Annotated in this window: 23 protein-coding genes and 1 riboswitch; of the genes, 22 read left to right on the plus strand and 1 reads right to left on the minus strand. The window is 42.9% G+C overall.

What is annotated here, in order from left to right; translation table 11 throughout:
• Positions 1-129: 129 nt before the first annotated feature.
• Positions 130-1,731 carry a flagellin N-terminal helical domain-containing protein gene (locus KHA99_RS31360; RefSeq protein WP_213117545.1) on the plus strand — a complete coding sequence of 534 codons (1,602 nt, stop codon included), beginning with the start codon at positions 130-132 and terminating at the stop codon, positions 1,729-1,731.
• 87 nt (positions 1,732-1,818) lie between these two features.
• Entirely contained in the window at positions 1,819-5,817 is a 3,999-nt protein-coding gene (locus tag KHA99_RS11285; protein ID WP_213117546.1) for an OmpL47-type beta-barrel domain-containing protein, read from the plus strand.
• 62 nt (positions 5,818-5,879) lie between these two features.
• On the opposite strand, the gene KHA99_RS11290 is transcribed toward KHA99_RS11285, so the two are convergent.
• Positions 5,880-6,560, minus strand: coding sequence for a glucosaminidase domain-containing protein (locus KHA99_RS11290; protein WP_213117547.1), 681 nt, complete (start codon positions 6,558-6,560; stop codon positions 5,880-5,882).
• A 148-nt stretch (positions 6,561-6,708) separates the two neighbouring features.
• Between KHA99_RS11290 and KHA99_RS11295 the strand changes: the two genes are divergently transcribed.
• The 20 genes from KHA99_RS11295 (at position 6,709) to fliQ (ending at position 22,025) form a co-directional block, all read left to right on the plus strand.
• Positions 6,709-7,827 carry a flagellar hook-length control protein FliK gene (locus tag KHA99_RS11295; protein ID WP_307852044.1) on the plus strand — a complete coding sequence of 373 codons (1,119 nt, stop codon included), beginning with the start codon at positions 6,709-6,711 and terminating at the stop codon, positions 7,825-7,827.
• 15 nt (positions 7,828-7,842) lie between these two features.
• A complete protein-coding gene (gene flgD / locus KHA99_RS11300; protein ID WP_213117548.1) occupies positions 7,843-8,268 on the plus strand; it encodes a flagellar hook assembly protein FlgD in 426 nt (141 codons plus the stop codon).
• A gap of 21 nt (positions 8,269-8,289) precedes the next feature.
• Complete coding sequence (locus tag KHA99_RS11305; RefSeq protein WP_213117549.1) at positions 8,290-9,108, plus strand: flagellar hook-basal body complex protein; 819 nt, start codon at positions 8,290-8,292, stop codon at positions 9,106-9,108.
• Positions 9,109-9,186: 78 nt separating this feature from the next.
• A complete protein-coding gene (gene fliM, locus KHA99_RS11310; RefSeq protein WP_213117550.1) occupies positions 9,187-10,104 on the plus strand; it encodes a flagellar motor switch protein FliM in 918 nt (305 codons plus the stop codon).
• Between the two features lies 1 nt (position 10,105).
• The gene (gene fliN, locus KHA99_RS11315; protein WP_213117551.1) at positions 10,106-10,477 is read left to right on the plus strand and encodes a flagellar motor switch protein FliN; all 372 of its coding nucleotides are present in this window, start codon (positions 10,106-10,108) and stop codon (positions 10,475-10,477) included.
• Positions 10,478-10,715: 238 nt separating this feature from the next.
• A complete protein-coding gene (fliD, locus tag KHA99_RS11320; RefSeq protein WP_213117552.1) occupies positions 10,716-12,269 on the plus strand; it encodes a flagellar filament capping protein FliD in 1,554 nt (517 codons plus the stop codon).
• A gap of 3 nt (positions 12,270-12,272) precedes the next feature.
• Positions 12,273-12,626 carry a flagellar protein FliT gene (locus KHA99_RS11325; protein ID WP_213117553.1) on the plus strand — a complete coding sequence of 118 codons (354 nt, stop codon included), beginning with the start codon at positions 12,273-12,275 and terminating at the stop codon, positions 12,624-12,626.
• A 19-nt stretch (positions 12,627-12,645) separates the two neighbouring features.
• Positions 12,646-13,023, plus strand: coding sequence for a flagellar export chaperone FliS (fliS, locus tag KHA99_RS11330; RefSeq protein WP_213117554.1), 378 nt, complete (start codon positions 12,646-12,648; stop codon positions 13,021-13,023).
• A gap of 117 nt (positions 13,024-13,140) precedes the next feature.
• Positions 13,141-13,228: riboswitch (cyclic di-GMP riboswitch) on the plus strand.
• Between the two features lie 102 nt (positions 13,229-13,330).
• Positions 13,331-13,720 carry a flagellar basal body rod protein FlgB gene (gene flgB, locus KHA99_RS11335; RefSeq protein WP_249366595.1) on the plus strand — a complete coding sequence of 130 codons (390 nt, stop codon included), beginning with the start codon at positions 13,331-13,333 and terminating at the stop codon, positions 13,718-13,720.
• A gap of 10 nt (positions 13,721-13,730) precedes the next feature.
• The gene (gene flgC / locus KHA99_RS11340; protein ID WP_213117555.1) at positions 13,731-14,177 is read left to right on the plus strand and encodes a flagellar basal body rod protein FlgC; all 447 of its coding nucleotides are present in this window, start codon (positions 13,731-13,733) and stop codon (positions 14,175-14,177) included.
• A gap of 13 nt (positions 14,178-14,190) precedes the next feature.
• Positions 14,191-14,487: a flagellar hook-basal body complex protein FliE gene (gene fliE, locus KHA99_RS11345; protein ID WP_213117556.1), complete on the plus strand. Its 297-nt coding sequence runs from the start codon at positions 14,191-14,193 to the stop codon at positions 14,485-14,487.
• 135 nt (positions 14,488-14,622) lie between these two features.
• Positions 14,623-16,236: a flagellar basal-body MS-ring/collar protein FliF gene (fliF, locus tag KHA99_RS11350; RefSeq protein WP_213117557.1), complete on the plus strand. Its 1,614-nt coding sequence runs from the start codon at positions 14,623-14,625 to the stop codon at positions 16,234-16,236.
• Between the two features lies 1 nt (position 16,237).
• Positions 16,238-17,236 (plus strand): flagellar motor switch protein FliG, encoded by a 999-nt coding sequence (gene fliG, locus KHA99_RS11355; RefSeq protein WP_213117558.1) that lies wholly within the window; start codon positions 16,238-16,240, stop codon positions 17,234-17,236.
• Entirely contained in the window at positions 17,226-18,008 is a 783-nt protein-coding gene (locus KHA99_RS11360) for a FliH/SctL family protein (RefSeq protein WP_213117559.1), read from the plus strand. The genes fliG and KHA99_RS11360 overlap by 11 nt, the downstream gene beginning before the upstream one ends.
• A gap of 11 nt (positions 18,009-18,019) precedes the next feature.
• Positions 18,020-19,348: a flagellar protein export ATPase FliI gene (gene fliI / locus KHA99_RS11365; protein ID WP_213117560.1), complete on the plus strand. Its 1,329-nt coding sequence runs from the start codon at positions 18,020-18,022 to the stop codon at positions 19,346-19,348.
• The gene (gene fliJ, locus KHA99_RS11370) at positions 19,345-19,782 is read left to right on the plus strand and encodes a flagellar export protein FliJ (protein ID WP_213117561.1); all 438 of its coding nucleotides are present in this window, start codon (positions 19,345-19,347) and stop codon (positions 19,780-19,782) included. Before fliI ends, fliJ begins: the two co-directional genes overlap by 4 nt.
• Positions 19,783-19,975: 193 nt before the next feature.
• Positions 19,976-20,317, plus strand: coding sequence for a flagellar motor switch protein FliN (gene fliN / locus KHA99_RS11375; RefSeq protein ID WP_213117562.1), 342 nt, complete (start codon positions 19,976-19,978; stop codon positions 20,315-20,317).
• Between the two features lie 14 nt (positions 20,318-20,331).
• Positions 20,332-20,955, plus strand: coding sequence for a flagellar biosynthetic protein FliO (locus tag KHA99_RS11380; protein WP_213117563.1), 624 nt, complete (start codon positions 20,332-20,334; stop codon positions 20,953-20,955).
• A gap of 4 nt (positions 20,956-20,959) precedes the next feature.
• Positions 20,960-21,712, plus strand: coding sequence for a flagellar type III secretion system pore protein FliP (gene fliP, locus KHA99_RS11385; protein ID WP_213117564.1), 753 nt, complete (start codon positions 20,960-20,962; stop codon positions 21,710-21,712).
• A gap of 43 nt (positions 21,713-21,755) precedes the next feature.
• The gene (fliQ, locus tag KHA99_RS11390; RefSeq protein ID WP_213117565.1) at positions 21,756-22,025 is read left to right on the plus strand and encodes a flagellar biosynthesis protein FliQ; all 270 of its coding nucleotides are present in this window, start codon (positions 21,756-21,758) and stop codon (positions 22,023-22,025) included.
• Positions 22,026-22,030: the final 5 nt, after the last annotated feature.

A 22,030-nucleotide genomic window follows, 5' to 3' on the forward strand; every position in this document is an offset into this window, starting at 1 on the left:
TTTACCCAAATAAGTAAAAAAATAATAAAAAATCACTCTTCATCCTCTCTCCACTCCGCAAAAAATGTCGTTAAAGAATAGTAGAAAGGCAATAAACCAATTTACCTAAACACTAGGAGGAAAAAAGAGATGAGAATTAACCATAACATTTCAGCACTAAATGCTTATCATCAATTAAGTGCAAACTCAAGCGCAGCTTCCAAGAACTTAGAAAAGCTATCTTCAGGATTACGTATTAACCGTGCAGCTGACGATGCAACTGGTCTGGCAATCTCTGAAAAAATGAGAGCACAAATCCGTGGTTTGGACCAAGCTTCCCGCAATGCTCAAGATGGTATCTCCCTAATCCAAACTGCAGAAGGTGCCATGAACGAAACTCACAGTATTCTTCAACGTGTTCGTGAACTAGCTAACCAAGCAGCTAACGGAACTTCTACAACTCAAGATAAACAAAACATCCAAACAGAGGTAAACCAACTAATCGACGAAATCGATCGCGTTGCAAGCGACACCGAATTCAACAGCTTTAAAATCCTAAACGGTGATATCTCTAAAACTGCTAAATTTGCACAATCAACTGGTGGTGCGGTTGATAATGTGGTAGCTTCTGCAACAGCTGCAGCAGGGACGACTACTGTGACAATGTCAGGTCCATTAACAGGAGATAGAGAATCAATTTGGCAGACTGGAGTATTAAAAGATTACAATACCGGAACTGCTGCATCTTCAAACGGCGGAACTAAAATGACAGACCTTGGGGATGCCACTGCTAATTATGGTCTACAAGTAGGAGATGAAATCAGTCTTTCTGCAGTAGTAGGAGGAGAAGTAAAAACTTCTGTTTATGTTGTTACAGCGGAAAGCACGCTAGATGATTTTATGTCGTCTATTAAAAATACATTAGGTGCTGCGGATGTTAAAGTGGAAACAGCGGTAACAGGTGTTGATGCTTTAGCAAAGGGTCTTGACGGAGCTGCAACTTCAGTTGATTCACTAGTTATTACTGGTCAATTAGGTGCTGCTAATGATATTAGTTCAATTAGCATTAAAGCGACATCATCGGACGGTATTTCTCGTTCTTCTTTCAATACCACAATGAGCGGTGGAAACAATGGTGCATTAGAGCAACTTCAAGTTGCTGGAAATAAAGGTGATTTTATAGCACAGGTTGATGTAGGTTCAAATGGTGCAACTAAAGGAGATGGAGATGGAAGAATTGCTGTTCGTTCTAACTCTGTAGTTAAAGTTTCCAATCTTCAATTATCATTTAAAGATACAATTGCCGGTGGGGATATTTCTACTATTACAGTAGGTTCTGCTAACAATACGGTTTCGATTCACGTTGGTGCCAATGCAGATCAAACATTAGAGATAGGTATCAATGCAATGGATTCGGTTGCATTAGGCTTGAAAAAAGACGGTGTAAATATTTCACTATTGAATGAATTTAGTGCCGAAAATGCACTCAAGGTTTTAGATGGAGCAATCAGCAATGTTTCCTCTGAGCGTTCAAAATTAGGTGCTATTCAAAACCGCTTGGAGCACACAATCAATAGCCTGGGAACTTCATCAGAAAACTTAACTGCTGCAGAATCCCGATTAAGAGATGTTGATATGGCCAATGAAATGATGCAGTTTACAAAAAATAACATCCTTTCTCAAGCAGCTCAGTCAATGCTTGCACAAGCTAACCAACAGCCACAAGGTGTTTTACAGCTTCTTCGTGGTTAATCACTAGTTTTTCAATTTAAAAGAAGTCTCTTGCATTAAGGGACTTCTTTTTAAGCTACCTATACCTAAGATAAAGGAGGAGAAGTTATGCGAAAAATCAAGAAGAAGTTTTCTTTGTTTGTATTAGCGGTCTTATTACTGCAATTAATTTCACCGATTACTTCTGCTTTTGCAGCAAGTAACCTAACTGCACCAGTAAATCTAAAATACTCTCTTGATGGATATGATAATGTCATTTTAAATTGGGACGCAGTAAGTGGCGCCACTCAATATCGTGTTTATGAAGTAGTTGGAGAAAATAAGATTTATATCAATCAAACTAAGTACAATAACAGCTACATTTCAGGAGTTTTAGAGGGAACACATTATTACGGTGTCTCAGCAGTTAATAGTACGGGAGAGTCTGTATTATCATCTCCCTTAATAATTGATATTAATTATCCTGATATGCAGCCGCCCAATGGATTAAGCTTCAACATCGTTAACGGTAATGATGTATCACTAAAATGGAATCCAGTTGAATTCGCAACAGCCTATAAGGTTTATGAAATAAAAAATGGGCAAAGAGAATTGCTTGCTACAACGGCCCAAATAAGTCAAAGTTTCATCAATGTATTAGAAGGAAAACATGATTACGAAATAACCTCTTATAATGCCAAATTCGGTGAATCATTAGCGGGTACGATCTCGGTAAATGTTGTTTATCCCGAAATGTTAGCACCTAGTAACCTATCAACTTATATTGATGACATTAATAATGTTAGCTTGAGTTGGGCAAAAGCACTTTATGCTACTTCCTACAATATATATCAAGTAGTGGACGGGAAAAGAAAACTAGTTGCTACTACAAATACTACAAATCAATATTTATCAAATTTACCAGAAGGCGAACTAAATTTTGAAGTGACCTCTTATAGTTCTAAATTTGGAGAATCACGAGAAGGAAGTAAAACAACAGCAAAGATTGTTTATCCACAAATACTACCACCAGACCAAATCTATTCTTACTTTTATAATGGAAATGATTTATCTTTGATGTGGTCATCAATAAAATATGCAGATAGTTATAAAGTCTATCAAATTGAAGGCGGCCAAAAGAAATTACTTGCCACTACTCAAAGCCGCTCATACTATTTAAGTAACCTCCCTGAGGGCGATTACACTTTTGAAATTGTGTCTGTAAGTAATCGGTTTGGGGAATCAGTACCTAAGACATATAATGTATCGGTTGTATATCCGGATATGCAAGCTCCAAAAGTTATATTATTAAAGGATACCTATAATAGTGCGTTAATCGGGTGGCCAGATGTCCCGAATGCAAATGAATATGAAGTTTATGAATTAATAAAAGGTGTTCCTACCTTAATAAAAACTACAAAAAGTAATTCTCATTACGTAAATAATTTAGAACAAGGAAAACATGAATATACTGTCATTGCAAAGTCTGAACGGTTTGGTTCATCACCCTTTTCCAATGTAGTAGCATTCGATGTTGCTCCTGTACTAGAAGCTCCTAAAGCGAACGAACCAAGTGTGAATGGTGATTCTGTAAACCTCTCCTGGGACCAAGTCCCTGATGCAGACAAGTACAACATCTACGAAGTAGTTAATGGAGAACGCGTCCTAGTTGGAACGACTACAGATTCAAACTTTAAACTAGAAACACCTGAAGAACAAGGCACCCACGAGTACCAAATCGTCCCAGTAACAGCGGATGGAACGGAATCAATTGATTATGCAACCGTTACAGTAGACATCGATAAACCTTCCGATGTCACACCGCCTGTTACAACTGCCGACACCAATCTAGATTGGTCAAAAGATGATGTTAAGGTAACCCTTAATGCAACTGACGACCTAAGTGGTGTCAAGACTACCTTCTATTCTATTGATCTTGGAGAATATGTAGAAGGCACAAGCGTTGTTCTTGATAAAGAAGGAGTGCACACCGTTTCTTTCTTCAGCGTTGATAACGCTGGCAATGTGGAAAAAGTGAAAACGGTAGAGGTTAAGGTCGATAAAGAGGCACCGCAAACCGTTATCAATACTAGCGCTTATTGGTATAACAAGGACGTTCAAGCCGAGTTAACAGCCACAGACAATCTGTCTGGCGTAAAAGCCACCTATTATTCTGTTGACGGATCCGAATTTAAGGAAGGAACAAGTTTCCCTCTTGAAAAAGAAGGCGTCCACACCGTTTCTTTTTACAGCGTTGATAAGGTTGGGAATGTTGAGGCCGTAAGAACAGTCGAAGTCAAGATTGATAAAGAAGCACCGAAAACAACTGCTAATACAACTGGCGACTGGTACAGCCAGGGTGTCGCAGTTGAATTAACAGCTGTTGATAATCTGTCCGGCGTACATTCCACTTACTATTCCGTAAATGGTTCCGACTTCCAGGAAGGCACCAGTATTGTGCTTGATAAAGAAGGTGTCAACAAGATTACTTTTTACAGTGTAGACAACGCTGGAAACATCGAGGAAAAACATTCCGTTGAGGTAAAGGTGGATAAAACCGCCCCAACAACAGTCAGCAATGTCGAAGATAAATGGTTTACAAATGACGTTAATGTTGAGCTTACCGCAACCGATGATTTAAGCGGAGTAAAAGCAACCTACTACTCTATCAATGGTTCTGAGTTTGCAGAAGGAACTAACTTTGTGCTTGATAAAGAAGGTATCAACACGATTACTTTCTACAGCGAAGATAATGCCGGAAACATCGAGGAAAAACAAACTGTTGAGGTAAAGGTGGATAAAACCGCTCCAACGACAGTAAGCGATGTAGAGGATAAATGGTATACAGACACCGTGAATGTAGAATTAACTGCAACTGATGAATTAAGTGGCGTAAAAGCAACTTATTACTCTATCAACGGTTCTGAGTTTGCAGAAGGAACAAGCTTTGTGGTGGACAAAGAAGGCATCAACACAATTGCTTTCTACAGCGTGGACAATGCCGGAAACGTTGAGGAAAAACAAACTGTTGAGGTTAAAGTGGATAAAACTGCCCCAACAACAGTGAGCAACGTCGAGGACAAATGGTATAAAGACGGAGTAAATGTGGAGCTTACTGCAACCGATAATCTAAGCGGAGTAAAAGCAACCTACTACTCTATCAATGGCTCTGATTTTACAGAAGGAACAAACCTTGTTCTCAATCAAGAAGGAACCAATACAATCACTTTCTATAGTGTCGACAATGCTGGAAATGTTGAAGAAAGTCATACGGTTGAAGTGAAAACAGATAAAACTGCTCCAACAACCGTTAGTAATGTTGAAGATAAATGGTATACAGACACTGTGAATGTAGGGTTAACAGCAACTGACAATCTAAGCGGCGTCAAGTCAACAAACTATTCTATTGATGGCTCTGAATTCGCTGAAGGTACTGGCCTTGCTGTTGAAAAAGAAGGTATCCATACTATTTCCTTCTATAGCGTCGATAATGCAGGCAATGTCGAAGGAACGAAGACTGAAGCAGTTAAAATCGATAAGACGGCTCCAACTATAAAAGTTGATTTTCCAACAGAATATGCGCTGGGATCAAGCTTGGAACTTAACTATAAAGCAACAGACAACCTCTCAGGCATTAAAGAAACAATCGTTGAAGTCAATGGGGTCAAGAACACAACAGGAAAAATCACATTTAACAAGCCTGGCGACCAAACTATTAGAATTACCGCCATCGATAATGCGGGATTAAAGACGGTCGTAGAAAAAACGGTTTCTGTATACATCGAAGCCACTATTGAAGTTACTCCAAAGGTAATCAACGGCAACAAAGGCGAATTTACCGTAAGGGCTACATTACCTAAAGGATACAGCTTTGCAAATGTAGACTTATCAACCGTCACCATCAACAACGTCCATGCTCTAAGCGGCAGCAAGGGCTTAGAAAACCAAGCAAAAAATGGCCAATTTAAGTTTGACCGAGAAGACTTTGTTTGGGACGAGAAAGAAGAGCTGTTGGTGTTCCGTGCTAAAGTTGGCGGATATCTTGTAAAAGGAAGTACAACCGTTGAAGTAATTAATCCACAAAAAAAGAGCTGCGGCAATAACTCGCTGTTCTCGCTTTTATTTTAAAAAAATAGCTATAAAAAAGAGGATGTCCCAAGAAGCTTTCTTCTAGGACATCCTCAACCTGCTTATGAAAGAAACGAATAGAAATAGTTGTTAACCCCCTTAACCCAGTGATTATTCAACCCGGTTGGGTCGTTAGCGGCACCGACGGGAGCGTATTTGGCACCAATTTTTGCAATGGTGTCATAGCCCTTGTCCAAATAATTTTGCCTTAAGTTCCGGGCCATGTCACCAATGCTTTCCGCGACGGATTCGTACTGGCGGAGGCCATTTTTGCCCATCATGCCGGCAATGTTATTTTTATCATTGGCCGCACGGGACTTGCCGTTGCCTGTTTCGTGGACGGCGATGGATGCTAGCAGGTTAGGATTGATATTATGCTTTCTCCCTGCTTCAACAAAAAATTCACCCATATTGCTTAATTTGCCTTTAAGGACACTATTTAACTTATCGATTGAAACATCAGTAAAACCTAATGTTGTATTACTATCAAGTACATGTGAATAATCCTTTATGTCATTAAAAATTGCAGTGTTGTTCGATAGCAAGGAGCTGCTTGTATTCACAGGCACATAGCTCGTCTGCTCTGTCTGATCGCTTAGGACAGCCTGCAACAAGTTCGTAAAAATATCACCTGTCGGAAAAAGGCTTGCATCACTGCTGATGCCCTTCCCGGCAAGGCTTTTCGAAATCGAAAGCAAGGCCATGTTTTTAAACCATTCGGAAGAAACTGGACTATAACTCATGATTCATACCTCTGTAATTAATTTGGAAATTGGAAACAATAACCGTTTTTAATATATATTACTCTATTTTTATAAAAATTAAAATGATAGAAAATACAAATTTTTTTGTTTATGATTATATTACTTTCGCCGGAAAGGAGAATAATTTGTGATTCCATCCACTTCGATGAGTTCCACTAGCCACAAATTATCAGAGAAAGCTAGCAGCAGTAAGCCGGAAAATCAACAGCCAAGTTCGTTTATGGAGCTGTTGAATGCATTGAAAAATGGGACAGATTCACCCCAGAATCTCATTTCGATGGTTGACCAGGTCTTAGAGCAGCCTGACGCATCAAATCAGGAACTGGACCAAGACAGCGAACAGCAAACTCGAGATGATTTGCTTGCTTTTATCAGTTCATTTTTTGAAAAGACAAATCCTGCACTTGCTCCTCTTCAAACGACGATTGCGGATGATGCCCACAACGAAGGGAAGCAAGCATTACCGGCGCTGCAGACGGAGCTAGAAGGAATATTTGGCCAGAAGAAAGCTCAAGAATTAATAAAGTCATTTCAGGAACAGCTTAAATCGAATCAAAACTCAGTTCAGGTGCAAAACCCGCTTCAACAGCCAATCCAATTTGTGCGGGAGCAAGTTCACCAGCTACAGAATGCGGGCGAGACACAGCAAAATCGACCTGCTTCTAAACTTGAGTCCGATGTTGATTTCAAAAATCAGCCATTTGACGGAAAAGAAGTGATTTTTCAATCCTTACACCGCCCGGGAGAATCAGACATGACAGCGGTAAAGGATGAACCCTCCCACTTAACGAAGGTTACCAAAGAACAGCTTGCCGCCGAGGTGATGGGCTTATTAAAGAACCCTACCCATCTACATAAGGGCTCTGACATTATCGAAGCGAAATTTTCACTGACGCCGGAGCATCTTGGGGAGATTGATATAAAAATTGTTATTCAAAAGGGGCAGGTAACGGCGCAATTTCTGGCGGATACCGCCCATGGAAAAGAAATGCTAGATTCGCAAATGTCCTTGTTGAAGGCTTCCTTGCAGCAGCAAGGGTTTCAAGTGGATAAAATCGAAGTCGCTCAAAGCGGGCAAACGTTGCAGAATCAGTTTTCCCAGCAGGACAACCGCTCGCAGCAGGACCAATCGCAGCAGCGCCAGTCCAAAAAGAAAGTGAATCGTGATGAGTTTTATCAAAGCCATAACACGATTGACACATATTTGCATAGAGAGTCCGATACGACGATTAATATTCTTGCATAAAAGGAGATGAGGAACATGACATCCGTAAATACAACCACACCATTCTCGAATTCGCTCAGTACCAAACAGACAAACCATGCCACAAATTCATTAGGTAAGGATGCTTTCCTGAAACTGCTGACCACCCAATTGCAGAATCAGGATCCGACCCAGCCGATGGAGGACCGGGAATTTATTTCCCAGCTGGCCCAATTTAGTACCCTTGAACAGATGTCCAACTTGAATCAGGCATTTGCCCAATTTGCCAATTCCAACACGAAAGATATCAGCTACTATTCCCATATGATTGGCAAGGAAGCATCCTGGCTCAATCCTGAAATCGGTCAGCAAGATAGCGGCATCGTTAATGGTGTCATCAAAAAAGGCAGCCAATTTTTTTATCAACTAAATGATCAAGAGATTCCAGTCGACTCTATAATTTCTGCTAAAATTCAAAACTAACAAACTCTGGAGGTAGTTAACATGCTTCGTTCTTTAAATTCAAGTGTATCTGGTATGAAGGCGTTCCAAAACAAATTAGATGTCATTGGTAACAATATTGCCAACGTGAACACGGTTGGCTATAAGAAAAGCCGCATCATGTTTCAGGATGTGCTTAGCCAAACCGTCCGCGGCAGCTCGTCTCCGGATCCGGTTGGCGGATCGGGCGGAACGAATCCGGTGCAAATCGGGTTAGGCGTGAAAACGGCGTCGATTGATACAATCCACATGGCTGGAAGTCCAACGACTACAAATCTATCATCTGACTTATACATTGATGGGGATGGATTTTTCGTGGTTCAAAGCGACAGCGGGGCAAAGTACTTAACACGCGCCGGTAACTTTGACCGGGATGGCGACGGCAACCTTGTGAATCCTCAAGGCTACAAGGTACTTGACTCAACTGGAAATCCCATCCAGATAGATTCAGATGTTTATGTTTCCTACACCATTGATTATAATGGGGTTATTAAAGGGGTCACCCCTGCTGGAACAGCCGATGAGATTGCCACTTTAGGTACGGTTGTCGTTTCCAATCCAGGCGGCTTGAAAAAAGTGGGCGGTTCCCTGTATGAATTAACAGGAAATTCCGATACAGAAACCAATATCAATAATCTAATTGCGAAGCGTTCAGATAACCATGCTGGGCAAATTGTATCCGGTCAGCTGGAAATGTCGAACGTGGACCTGTCCGAAGAGATTACCGAAATGATTACCGCGCAGCGTGGTTTCCAGGCGAACGCCAAGGTGATTACCGTGTCCGACTCCATTTTGGAAGAGTTAGTGAATTTAAAACGATAATAGTTTCGAATTTTTATAAGGGAGGGAAAGTATTACTGCTTTCCCTTCGCATCATTTTATGGTGGTGGAACCTAAGCAATGAAAGAAAAAATCATTCAAAACAGCCAAGACGTCAAAGTCTATGATTTTAAAAAAGCGCTTCGTCTATCGATGGAGCAGGTTCGCGTGCTGACAAGAATCCATGATAATTTCGCTTATCAGCTGGCGTCCGCGATTTCGACTCAATTAAGAACCATCGTGCAGGTGGATGTGGTGTCGGTCAATCAAATGCTTTACGAGGAATTCATCAAGGAACTGCCGGCCTATACAATTTTAAACGTTTTTGAAACGTCCGAAAAAGGGCGGATGATTATGGAATTAAAGCCGCAAATGGCTTATGCCATCCTCAATCGTCTGCTCGGCGGCCGGGAGCTTTCGGCTTCCCCCGAGGATAAAATGACGTTAACGCAAATTGAGAATAAAATTCTTCATAAGCTGTTCGAGGGCTTTGTAGAAAACTTGCGGAAATCGTGGAAAGATCTCATGAACGTCGATTTGAAGGTGTTTGAGATTGAAACGAATCCACAGTTTTTACAGGTCGCGATCCCGAATGAAACCGTGATTGTGATTGCCTTTACGATTAAAATCGGGGATGTGACGGAACGAATGCACATTTGTATTCCGTATATCATTTTGGAGCCGTTTTTACCAAAGCTATCATCCTATCAATTGTTCTCGACCCGAAGCCACGCGAAAAGCACGCAGGAATCCAAGCTGTTAAAGTCAAAAATTGAAGAACTGGAAATCCCTTTAAGCGTTGAACTGGGGCGCTCGAAGATTTCGATTGAAGAGTTTTTATCGCTAAACGTCGGGGATGTCATCCAGTTGAATCAATTGTATGATGAACCGTTAAAGGCGAAGGTAGGCAAAGAAGTGAAATTCTTTGTCAAACCTGGTGTGAAGAAGACACGGCTAGCAGCCGAAATCGAAACTGTTTTAGAAAAAGAGGGAAAATAAAATGAGTAACGAGGGGAAAATTTCAAGAGAAGAATTGGAAGCTCTATTAGGTGATACTGAGAAGGAAACGAAGCCGTTTATTTTTCAAGACTTGCCGGATGAACCGCAAAAGCGGGAAACGGACGACTCCGTTAATTTGGATTTGCTCATGGATATTTCGTTGGAGCTTGTGGTCGAGCTGGGCAGGACGAAAAAGAAAATTAACGAAATTCTTGAACTCACGCAAGGCTCGATTATCGAACTGGACCGTGTCTCCGGCGAGCCGGTTGATGTCTTGATCAACGGAAAAATTGTCGCCAAAGGCGAAGTGGTCGTCATCGACGATTATTTTGGGATTAGAATCACCGAAATCTTAAATAAAACGATCAATTAACCTATGAAAGGCTTAAGCGGCCTTTCTTTTTTTCTTTATTCTAAAAATATATCTGCGAGTTTTTTATCTATATCTACGAATTTTTTAAATATATCTACGAATTTCCCAATTTATCTACGAATCTATTGTACCCGGGCCCTCCCCTCTCCAAAGTTTTTCAAAAAGAACTAAACGTTCCCCCAAAACCTGCCGTTATTTTTATTAAAAGCAATGAAACGATGGTACGGAGGATTTCCAAATGATATCAAATGATTTTCGCTTATCCGGTCTGGCATCGGGGATGGATACTGAGGCGCTTGTGACCAAATTAATGAACGCGGAAAAAATCCCCTTAAACAAGGTAATCCAAAAAAAGACAATGACGGAATGGAAAATGGATGCGTATCGCGATGTGAATACCAAATTTCTCGATTTGCGGTCTTCGATGGAAGCGCTAAGGCTGGAATCCACTTTTCAAAAAAGCAAGTTGTCATCCTCAGACGATGCTAAAGTTGGAGCATCTCTAACAGGTACCCCAAGCAGAAGCGAATATGTAATTTCCTCTGCCAAACTCTATCAGCCGGGTACGCCATCCTCTGTCAAATTCGCACAGGCAGGAGTAGCCAATGATAAAGCCGAACTAGGATCGGGGTTTAGTTTTACCCTAAACAATGAATCTATCAGCCTTACTGCACAGGATACAATCCAAAGCTCGATTGCAAAAATCAATTCATTATCCGCAAAAACTGGGGTGACGGCCACTTATTCCAGCGGCGATAACGCAATTATTTTTACCTCAAAAGATGATCAGAAGGATATCAGCATTGCCAATGTATCCGACAGCTCTAACGTTTTAAAGATTGCAGCAGGTACGGTAAGCGGAAGCCTGAATGACTTCCAAACAGGAAACGCAAGCGGTGCCGTCGGAATCTCACCCGTCTCATCAACACCCGGCGAGGTGACCATCAACGGTACAACCATCACCATCAAAAGCAATCAATTCACCTATGATGGCATCCAGTTTAACTTAAAAACCGAGCTTCCTGCCGGAAGCAATGTCACGATTATGAAGAAACCGGATGTCGACGCGATTTTTGACACAATCAAAGGCTTTGTTGATAAATACAACGATACGATCAAAACTCTTCACGATAAATTGGGAGAAAAGCGCTATAAGGATTATTCCCCACTACTAGATGACCAGAAGAAGGATATGAAGGACAAGGAAATTGAATTGTGGGAGGAAAAAGCAAAGAGCGGCCTATTGGCAAATGACCAGAAGATTGCCTCTGCCCTCGACAAAATGCGGTCCATCCTCTATTCCAAAGTCAGTGACAAGGACCCGGCCAAAATGAACAGCGGCTTCGATACGCTCGCGGAAATTGGTATCACCTCAAGTACCAACTACCGGGATAATGGCAAACTCGTCATTGATGAAACAAAATTAAAAGCGGCACTGGAAAATAATCTAGACCAAGTCGCCCAGCTTTTTTCAAAAAAATACGACACAGGGGCTTCATCCAACAACACGGTGAACAATGCCGAAGAGTTTCAAAACAGCGGGGTCGCCTGGCGGTTGTATGACCAGCTGAACGAAACGATGAAGGACATCACGAAGACGGCCGGTTATTCGAGTGACACTTACCTTTCAAAGGCGTTAAAGCAGCTGGATGAGCAAATTGATTCCTGGGAGAAACGCCTGCAGACAAAGGAAAGCTATTACTGGAAGCAGTTCACCGCGATGGAGCAAGCCATCCAGAAATCGAATACGCAAAGCAGCTGGCTGATGCAGCAAATGGGTGGTGGAATGTAATCGATGGAGAAACAAAAAGAGCAGTTTTTAAAAGATTACTATCAGCTGACAATCAATCTTCTAGAAGCAAATGAAGTAGAGCTTATTGAACAGCTGCTTCAAGAACGTGGCCTGTGTATCGAGAAAGTAACCGAGCTGGATCAACGAAACGGTGCCATCCTCATGAGCGAAGCCATCAAGGGAGAGCTCATGAGGATTCAGCCGTTAGAACGAAAGCTTCAGGAAAAATTAACTAGTGCCAAGCAAAAGATTCTTGCGGCGATTGGCTCTCTCCAAAAAGAGAAAACCATTAAACAGCAGTACGGAGAACCGGTTGCTGCTTCGGTAAGCGGGATTTTTTACGATAAGCGAAAATAAGGGGAAAGGTGTGAGACTTTTGGCTCTGAACAATGCCTATCAATCATACGAAAATAATCAAGTACTATATGCGAAAAAAGAAGAACTGCCCCTTTTGTTATATACCGGGGCGATTAAATTTATCCTTCAGGCAAGGATGGCGATGGAAAAAAAAGACTGGCAAAGGGCTAATGACCGAATACAGCGGGCTCAAAAAATTGTAACCGAATTAATGGTTACCTTGAATATGGATATCGAAATCTCAAAATCTTTCATAGTACTTTATGATTACATGAAGGAAAAGTTAATAGAGGCGAATATCAAAAAGGAAGAGCAACTGTTAGTTGAAGTCGAAAAAATGTTAATAGAACTGCAAGATACCTGGAAAGAAGCTCTGAAAATAGTACGGCCTGCTTAACTAATTTAAGTTAAGTAGGCCTTTTTAATTAATTTTGTTGTCAGATTACTAAAACCATTGTATTATTATTTTGTAGGAAAAATTCGACAATAAAATTTCCAAAAATCGACAAATGCAATCCGATAATAGCAAACCTGGGGAAACCCAGCGACGCAAAGCTATAGGGGCTAAGGATCCGAAGGGATTACGCCAGCCAGTTGCCGAAGAGTCAAAGTTTACCCTATTAGACTATTCTTCGGAATGGTCTTTTTTATGTCCTAAAATATGAAATTTAAATATTCTGAATATTTGATAGGAGAGCTGACCCATGTCGATGCTTCAAAATATTAATCTCGTCCAACGAGCTTTAGATGCCTCTGTGTTAAGACATAATGCCATTTCCAACAATATCGCCAATGTGAACACCCCAAACTATAAACCCCAAAAAGTTATTTTTGAAGACATTTTAAAACAAGAACTTTCCGGTGCTGGCTTTGACGGAAAGAGAACGAATGCCAAGCATATTCCAATCGGCCTAGCTGTTTCGAGCCAGCCTTTGATTACCCAGGAACCTACTGTGATGCAAAATAGCGGCAATGGGGTGGATATGGATAGTGAGATGACGGAGTTGACCCAAAACTCGATTTGGTACCAAACATTATCATACCAGATAAGCGAAGAATTCAATTTACTCAAAACAGCGATTAAGAGCAGGTAGGTGATTCATAATGTCGATGTTCCAACCCTTAAATATTAGTTCTTCAGCCCTAACTGCCCAGCGGTTAAAAATGGATACAATCTCCTCCAACATCGCCAATGCCACGACTACCCGGGGCCAATTGGTGGATGGGGTCTGGATGCCTTACCGGCGGAAGATGGTCGAGGTGCAAGCGACTGGGACGGGAGGAACCCCGTTCCGCCAATTCTTGCAAAATGAAATGAATTCAAATGGGGTAAAGGTTACGAGAATTGTAGAAGATAAAACTCCATTTCGGCCGGTTTACGATCCGACCCATCCGGACGCTAATAATGACGGCTACGTGATGATGCCCAATGTCGACATTACGAAAGAAATGGTCGACCTGATGAGTGCCTCCCGCGCTTATGAATCCAACATCACAGCCTTTAATGTCGGAAAAAGTATGTCACTTAAAGCTTTAGATATTGGTAGATAAGGAGTGTTAAAGAATGAGAATTGATCAGCTGTTTCCGGCGCAAACCTCTTTGGTGGGAAAAACGCAAAATACTCAGCCTGCTGCATCAAGCGCCTCTTTTGCGAACTCGTTAAGCGAGGCCTTACAGAAAGCAAATGACACGATTGTCCAATCGGAAAACATGTCCGAAAAAATAGCCACAGGTGAAATAAAAAATATCCACGACGTCACCATAGCTGCACAAAAAGCACAAATCGCCCTGCAGCTGACCACCCAAGTAAGGGATAAAGTAGTCGAAGCCTACCAAGAAATCATGAGAATGCAAGTATGAGGCATAGGGACGGTTCTTGTGCATCACTTTTCAGAAGCAAAGGGACGGTTCTTGTGCATCACCTTATCAGGAAGTCATGTAAAGAATGCAGGTTTTTAGGTGCAGCCGATTCTTGGCTAGCATAGCGGAGGGCTTATGAATCAGAAATTAAATGATTTCAAGGAAAAACTCTCGCAGTTTTGGAAAAACGCGAGCAAGAAAAATAAAACATTGTATATTGGTACGTTTATTCTAGTAGTGGCCCTGCTGAGCATTGGAATTTTTTATTTTTCCAAGCCAAACCTCGTTCCTTTGTATGCCAATAGCTTGAGCCAAAAGGAAATTGGGGAGATTAAGGCTGTCTTAGAAAAGCAAGGGGCTACCGATATTGAAGTGACTAATAATGGTACGCAAATTCTCGTTCCAAAAGATCAGGCAGCAGACCTAATCGTCAACCTGGCGGCAGACGGGTATCCCAAAAGCGGTCCAATTAGTTTTTCAGAACAGACAAAGGATTTGAAATTTGGCGTCACCGACAGGGAACTTGATGCCATTGAGAGGGAAGTCATTCAAGGACAGCTGGCCAATTTGATGACGAAAATCAACGGCGTCAAAAATGCCGAGGTCATGATTACTCTTCCGAAGGACAGCGTGTTTATTCGACCGGAGGAGGAAGGGAAAGCAAGTGCCTCGATTATCGTTGACCTCGAGCCGGGCTATCAATTGGAAAAACAGCAGATTAAAGCCCTTTACCATTTAGCATCGAAGAGCATTCCGAATCTGCCCGAAGAAAACATCGTTATCACCGACGAAAATGGCCAGCTTCTGTCCTTACCGCAATCCGGCGATAATGCCTTTGCCGGGGTAGACAGCTATGAAAGCCAACGGGAGATCAAGCAAAAGGTAGAGGCGGACATTCAGCGCAGCATCCAGCAGATGCTCGGCACGATGCTCGGGCAGGATAAGGTGTTGGTCCAGACCTTTGTGAAGCTGAATTTCGACCAGGTGAAGACGCAGCAAAACTTAGTCGAACCGCTCCCGAATTCAGATAAGGGAATGGCCGTCAGTGTTGAAGAGGTCACGAAATCCTACAGCGGCGAGGGGGCCGTTCCGAGCGGTGTAGACGGCACCGGTGAAGGCGATGTGCCTGCCTATGCGGCTGAAGGCAGCGGCGGAAAAAATGACTACCAGGAAAAAGTTAATCGCGTCAACTATGAATTCAACCGGATTACAAAGGAAATGGTCGAAAGTCCGTATACGATTGACGATTTGACCATTAACGTCGGTGTGGAACCGCCGAATCCGAAAGTTCCGGCATCCTTAACAGCAGATACACAGGATAATATCCGAAATATTATTGCCAACGTAGTACGGACAGCGATTAAGGACAATAAAGGGCTAACGGATGCTGATATCAACAATCGCATCACCGTATTCCCCAGAGAATTTGCCGGTAAAAAGGATTTGACACCTGCCAAGACGGATTTAAGTCAAAAGGCAACTTATATGAATTATATCTGGATTGGAGCAGCAGCATTAGGTCTCCTTTTGGTCGGTGGTTTGATTCTTGCCGCCCTGCTTAGAAGGAGAAAGAAAGAGGACATGGAGTCAGCCTCAGAATTTTTAGAAATGAAAAAGCTTACCGAATTCGAGCCTATTATCAACAAAAAGGAATCAGTGCAAAACGAATTAAATCAATTGGCCGGTAAAAATACGGATGAATTTGTCGACCTATTACGGTACTGGTTAAAGGAAGAAAAGGAGGGATAATATGCGGAAGTTAACGGGAATTCAAAAAGTGGCGATTCTTTTGGTTGCTTTAGGGAAAGAGGGGTCTTCAGCGATTTTGAAACAGCTGAAGGAGGACGAAGTGGAATTGATTACAAAGGAGATTGCCCATCTTCAATGGATCGATGCCAAAGTGAAGGAAGATGTCCTCAATGAATTTTACCATATGGCATCGGAGCGGAAGGTCGTTTCGACAGGCGGTGAGCACTTTGCCAAGGATGTGCTCGCACTCTCCTTTGGCGAAGAAAAGGCGAAGGAGATGCTGAACCGCTCCTCCGAAAAGAATCGAAAGAAGCCTTTTTACTTTGCGCAAAAGGCGGAGCCTGTTCAAATCCTCAACCTTTTGCAATATGAAAATTCCCAAACCATCGCACTCGTTCTTTCTTATTTGGAGCCGAAAAAGGCCTCTGCGATTCTGTCTTCTTTTTCACCGGAAAAGCAAGCGGAAATCGCCACAAAAATTGCTTTGATGGACACAGTTTCGCCTGAAGTGGTCCGGCAGGTGGAGGAAGTGCTTCAGGAAAAGCTTTCGACAACGACCTCGCAGGATTATTCGGTCAACAACGGGATTGACAACATTGTCAATATCCTGACAGGTGTGGATCGAAGCACTGAAAAGCATATTTTAGAATCGTTGAGCAGGCAAAATGCGGTGCTGGCCGAAGAAATCAAAGGGAAAATGTTTGTATTTGAAGATATCGCTCTACTCGACAATCATTCGATTCAACGGATTTTACGAGATGTGGACGGGGAAGATTTATACTTGGCATTGAAAATTGCCAGCGAAGACCTCAAAGAAGCTATTTTTAAAAATATCTCCAAACGACGTGCCGAGGCGCTCGAGGAACAAAGCCAATTCGACCGTCCTGTCCGCTTAAAGGAAGCGGAGGAAGCGCAGGGACGGATTGTCCGCATCATTCGCAGGCTCGAAGAAGAAGGATCCATCATTATAGAGCGAGGGGTGGAGGAAATTGTCATCTAATCTTTTTAAAGCTACATTCATCTCGCCCGTCATTGAAACGAAATACTTATCTCTACATAAAGGGAAGGATACTTATTTCCCCCATTCTGATCAAAGTGCTGAGGAGCTTTTACAAGAAGCGGAACAGCAGGCGGCGGAAATCGTCCTCCAAGCCCAAATGAAGGCGGCAATTGAAAAAGAACAAGCGGCCGAAGAGCTGGAGAAGTGGAAGCTATTAGAGCAGGAAAAAGTGACAGCACAGATGGAGGAAATCAAGCAGCAGGGATTCCAGCAGGGCTATGAAGAAGGCATACAGCAAGCCCATCACGACTATGCCGGGAGAATCGAGCTGGCCCAGGAAGTGCTCGAAAAAGCGTATGAAGAGAAAAAGGCCATTATTAAGGAGTCCGAGCCGTTTGTCATTGATTTATCCATTCAAACAGCGGCTAAGGTAATTCAAAAGGAATTGGCCGCAAACCCGGAGGTGCTCCTGCACCTGATTAAGCAGAGTTTATTGTATTCGAATGAACGGTCGTCAATTTCAATTTGTGTCAGCCCGGATGATTATGAGTTTGTACAAAACCAGCGCAATCAAATTCTCGAATCTGTGGAAGGGCAGGTAGAGGTGAAAATCCTGCCGGAGCATTCCATTGAAGAAGGCGGTTGCGTGATCCGCACATCATACGGAAGCATCGATGCCCGGATTGATGTCCAGCTGAAGGAAATCAAACAGGCACTGCTAAAAACGCTGAGGGATGATACATATGAACAGGCAGCTGCAGATCACATTTAGGGATGATTCGAATGAACAAGCTCTTGAAAATTGAAAAATATTTGCAAACACTGCAGACCATCAACCCAATCAAGTTTAATGGAAAAGTCACACAGGTCATCGGCTTGACGATTGAATCCCAGGGACCAGATGTGAAACTTGGCGATGTCTGCCTTATTTATCCTTCTTCCGCGGAGAAGCCGTTAGAAGCGGAAGTCGTCGGCTTTAAAGGAAACCGGGTTCTGCTTATGCCTTTGGGTGAACTTGTTTCCATCGGTCCTGGCTGTGAAGTGGTCTCAACCGGGAAGCCGCTTACCGTCAAGGTGGGCATGGAATTATTGGGCAAGGTATTGGACGGTTTAGGCAAGCCGATGGATGAAAGTCCGCTTCCGTCCGGTTTGGTCGAGGTCGACACCAACAATAATCCTCCAAATCCGTTAAAGCGGCCGAGAATACATACGCCTTTGAGTGTCGGGGTCCGCGCGATTGACGGATTGCTCACAATTGGGAAAGGTCAGCGGGTCGGCATTTTTGCCGGGAGCGGCGTTGGGAAAAGTACTTTGCTCGGGATGATTGCCCGGAACACCAGTGCAGATGTCAATGTCATCGGCCTAATCGGCGAACGCGGCCGGGAGGTACTTGATTTTATCGAACGGGACCTTGGTAAGGAAGGTTTGGAAAAATCAGTCGTGGTTGTGGCCACGAGCGACCAGCCTGCATTGGTCAGAATCAAAGGTGCCATCATCGCTACAACCATCGCGGAATTTTTCCGGGATCAGGGCTTGAGTGTCAACCTGATGCTAGACTCGGTCACCCGGTATGCAATGGCGCAGCGGGAAATCGGACTGGCAATTGGCGAGCCGCCAACAACCAAAGGGTATACCCCTTCGGTTTTTGCGATGCTGCCGAAGCTTTTGGAACGGGCCGGAACCGGACCACGCGGGGAAATTACCGCTTTTTACACGGTGCTGGTGGACGGCGATGACATGAACGAACCGATTGCTGATACGACAAGAGGAATTTTGGACGGACATATTGTACTGGACCGTAAGCTGGCACAGCAGGGACACTTCCCCTCGATTAATGTGCTGAACAGTATCAGCCGTGTGATGAAGGATATCGGGGACGCGGAGCATCTTCGGAGCGCAGAAATTCTTAAACAGCATATGGCCATTTATAAAGAAGCAGAGGATTTAATTAAAATCGGTGCCTATAAACAAGGAACGAATGCCGAAATTGATTTGTCCATTAAGTACAAGGTTTGGATTGACGGCTTTTTGAAGCAGGGCGTCAACGAAACCTCTCATTTAGATGATGCAGTCGCGGCGATGATTCAACAATTTGGAGGAATGGCTAAATGAGTTTCCAATTTCGGTTTGAAAAGATATTAAATATGAAGGAAAAAGAAAAGGAATCGGCTCTAAATGAGATGAATATGGTTCGGAAAAAGAAGGAAATCGCCGAGGGAGAACTGCTCGAGCTTGTGGAGCGGAAAGAAAGTTATTTGCAAGATTTCGAGCAGAAGGCTTCACTTCGAGTGACGGAAATGCTGGAAAGAGAACAATACCTATATTTCTTGGATAAGCAAATCGAACGGGTTAAGAGAAAGGTAGCGGATTTGACGAGGGATTTCAATCTGAAAAACCAGCTGCTGCTATCGAAAAATCAGGAAGAAAAGGTTTGGTCAACCTGGCGGGAAAAGTCTTTTGATGAATATTCTGAGAAAATCAAACGGGACGAGCAAAATATGTTAGATGAGATGGCGGTTATTCGGTATTTTCACAATCGAGTCTGAGTGACTTTTCGGATTCGCCAATAGAAGTGTTGAATTCGCCAATAGAAAGCGATGATTCGCCAATAGAACCGTTCAATCCGCCAATAGAAAGCAGAAATTCGCCAATAGATTCTAATTTTACCTTGCGAATAGATCGTTATTAAGAGTTTCAGCTCTATTAAACAACGAATAAACCAAGAGGGAGTGCAATCCAATGAACGAAAAACAAATCAAACAGATCAAAGCAGTCCAATTTGCCCCTCTTTTTGATGAAGCAAAGTCCTCCGGAACAGGAAATGAACTAAATTCGATTGAAGATGTAAACCTGCAGCTCATCGTTGAACTAGGCAAGACCCATATGAAGGTGAAGGACATCCTGAAGATTAAACCAGGCGTGATTATCCCGGTAGACAAGCTGGCCGGGGAACATGTGGATGTAGTCATCAACGGATCCGCTGTTGCTGAGGCCGAGGTAGTGGTCGTCGATGAGAAGTTTGCCATCCGAATTACCGATATCGTTTCTAAGCAGGAACGTGAAGAAAGAATGCACGATTAGAGGAGGTGGCTACGTTGCAAATTGTTTCCTTTTTTAAAAAAATCAGCCTTACCTTTGCAGTGGTGTTCCTCTTTTCTTCATTAAATAGTCATCAAGTCGTGTTCGGAGCAGGAAGCGGCACCGTATATGATGCCTATTCCAAGGATCAGCAAACTAATACCGTGCAAGGGAACCATTCGGCCTCAATGCCGGAGCAGCCGTCCCTTGTCCCATCCTTTATAAAATTTATATTTTCATTTGCAGCCATCATCATTTTGCTGCTGTTATGTTTAAAATTTTTAAAATCGAAATCGAAACCTATATTATCGAAAGGCCCCATCTATTCGCTTGGCGGATACCCATTAGGCGGCAGCAAGTCCGTGCAAATGGTCATGATTGGGAAAACCTTATACATTTTAGGCATCGGAAACGAGGTCCGTCTCCTCCAGACAATCGAACCGGGAGAGGAACAGGACCTTATCATGCAGTCCCTTGTTGAACAGACAGCACACAAAAAACAGCCCATTAACTTTAGAACAATTTTTAAAAGGGATGGCGCAAAGTCAACTCAGAAAACAGAAGACTGGGAGCAAACCCTTCTCTCGCAAATCAATCAAGTGAAACAAACGAGCATTCCAATTAACAAACTAAAAGATTAAACAAATGGCGGAGATTCAGTTGGCAAAAAAAATACTCGTACTCATACCTATTTTCTTATTTGTTTTTCAAGATGTCAGCTTTGCTGCACTCAATTCCCCCATCCCTGGGATCAATACATCATCAGAACCCCGGGCTGTGGCCTCGTCGATTAAAATAATTCTCTTATTAACGGTTCTTTCGGTGGCCCCGGCCATTTTGCTGCTGATGACGTCGTTCACGAGGATTGTGATTGTGCTGTCATTTGTCCGGACCTCCTTGGGAACGCAGCAAATGCCGCCCAATCAGGTCATTGTTGGTCTGGCGCTGTTTCTGACGATGTTTGTAATGGGGCCGATTTTTTCGGACATCAACCAGCATGCTTTGCAGCCGTTGATGGATGGAAAAATCACGCAGGAGCAGGCCTTCGAAACCGCCAGCAAGCCGCTGAAGGAATTTATGGCGAAACAAACGAGGGAAAAGGATCTGAATCTCTTTTTGGATTATACAAAAGCGGAAAAACCGAAAACGATTCAGGATATTCCCTTGCATGTACTAGTGCCGGCGTTCGCCATCAGCGAGTTAAAAACAGCCTTTCAAATGGGCTTCATGATCTTTCTGCCTTTTTTAATCATTGATATGATTGTTTCCAGTATTTTAATGGCGATGGGCATGATGATGCTCCCGCCCGTACTGATTTCATTGCCATTTAAAATTCTGTTATTTATCTTAGTAGACGGCTGGCATCTTATCGTAAAGTCCTTACTCACCAGCTTTTAGGGGGTCAGCCCCCCGCTAGTTTTAAAAAAGAGAGGTTTTCATCATGACACCGGAAATGGTCTTTGAAGTATCCAGGCAAAGCGTTTATACCACTCTATTAGTTGCTGCACCCGTTTTGGGAATCGCGTTGGTAGTCGGCCTTGTCATTAGCATTTTCCAGTCGGTAACCCAGATTCAGGAGCAAACTCTAGTGTTTGTTCCAAAAATCATCGCTGTGTTTGTCGGGTTGCTGCTGTTTGGGCCGTGGATGCTCCAGCATTTATTAGACTTTACGCAAAATATCTTGGGCAATCTGTCTCATTTTACAGGGTAGTGCAG

Source organism: Neobacillus rhizophilus (assembly GCF_018343535.1).
Lineage (GTDB): Bacteria > Bacillota > Bacilli > Bacillales > Cytobacillaceae > Neobacillus > Neobacillus rhizophilus.

What these genes read in the sequence shown, in the direction of transcription:
- fliG (WP_213117558.1), top strand. Translation starts at nt 16,238, where the DNA reads ATGCGGAAGTTAACGGGAATTCAAAAAGTGGCGATTCTTTTGGTTGCT.
- KHA99_RS31360 (WP_213117545.1), top strand. Translation starts at nt 130, where the DNA reads ATGAGAATTAACCATAACATTTCAGCACTAAATGCTTATCATCAATTA.
- KHA99_RS11305 (WP_213117549.1), top strand. Translation starts at nt 8,290, where the DNA reads ATGCTTCGTTCTTTAAATTCAAGTGTATCTGGTATGAAGGCGTTCCAA.
- KHA99_RS11325 (WP_213117553.1), top strand. Translation starts at nt 12,273, where the DNA reads ATGGAGAAACAAAAAGAGCAGTTTTTAAAAGATTACTATCAGCTGACA.
- KHA99_RS11285 (WP_213117546.1), top strand. Translation starts at nt 1,819, where the DNA reads ATGCGAAAAATCAAGAAGAAGTTTTCTTTGTTTGTATTAGCGGTCTTA.
- fliD (WP_213117552.1), top strand. Translation starts at nt 10,716, where the DNA reads ATGATATCAAATGATTTTCGCTTATCCGGTCTGGCATCGGGGATGGAT.
- flgD (WP_213117548.1), top strand. Translation starts at nt 7,843, where the DNA reads ATGACATCCGTAAATACAACCACACCATTCTCGAATTCGCTCAGTACC.
- fliN (WP_213117562.1), top strand. Translation starts at nt 19,976, where the DNA reads ATGAACGAAAAACAAATCAAACAGATCAAAGCAGTCCAATTTGCCCCT.
- fliI (WP_213117560.1), top strand. Translation starts at nt 18,020, where the DNA reads ATGAACAAGCTCTTGAAAATTGAAAAATATTTGCAAACACTGCAGACC.
- fliN (WP_213117551.1), top strand. Translation starts at nt 10,106, where the DNA reads ATGAGTAACGAGGGGAAAATTTCAAGAGAAGAATTGGAAGCTCTATTA.
- fliE (WP_213117556.1), top strand. Translation starts at nt 14,191, where the DNA reads ATGAGAATTGATCAGCTGTTTCCGGCGCAAACCTCTTTGGTGGGAAAA.
- fliJ (WP_213117561.1), top strand. Translation starts at nt 19,345, where the DNA reads ATGAGTTTCCAATTTCGGTTTGAAAAGATATTAAATATGAAGGAAAAA.
- flgC (WP_213117555.1), top strand. Translation starts at nt 13,731, where the DNA reads ATGTCGATGTTCCAACCCTTAAATATTAGTTCTTCAGCCCTAACTGCC.
- fliQ (WP_213117565.1), top strand. Translation starts at nt 21,756, where the DNA reads ATGACACCGGAAATGGTCTTTGAAGTATCCAGGCAAAGCGTTTATACC.
- fliM (WP_213117550.1), top strand. Translation starts at nt 9,187, where the DNA reads ATGAAAGAAAAAATCATTCAAAACAGCCAAGACGTCAAAGTCTATGAT.
- KHA99_RS11290 (WP_213117547.1), bottom strand. Translation starts at nt 6,560, where the DNA reads ATGAGTTATAGTCCAGTTTCTTCCGAATGGTTTAAAAACATGGCCTTG.
- fliP (WP_213117564.1), top strand. Translation starts at nt 20,960, where the DNA reads ATGGCGGAGATTCAGTTGGCAAAAAAAATACTCGTACTCATACCTATT.
- flgB (WP_249366595.1), top strand. Translation starts at nt 13,331, where the DNA reads ATGTCGATGCTTCAAAATATTAATCTCGTCCAACGAGCTTTAGATGCC.
- fliF (WP_213117557.1), top strand. Translation starts at nt 14,623, where the DNA reads ATGAATCAGAAATTAAATGATTTCAAGGAAAAACTCTCGCAGTTTTGG.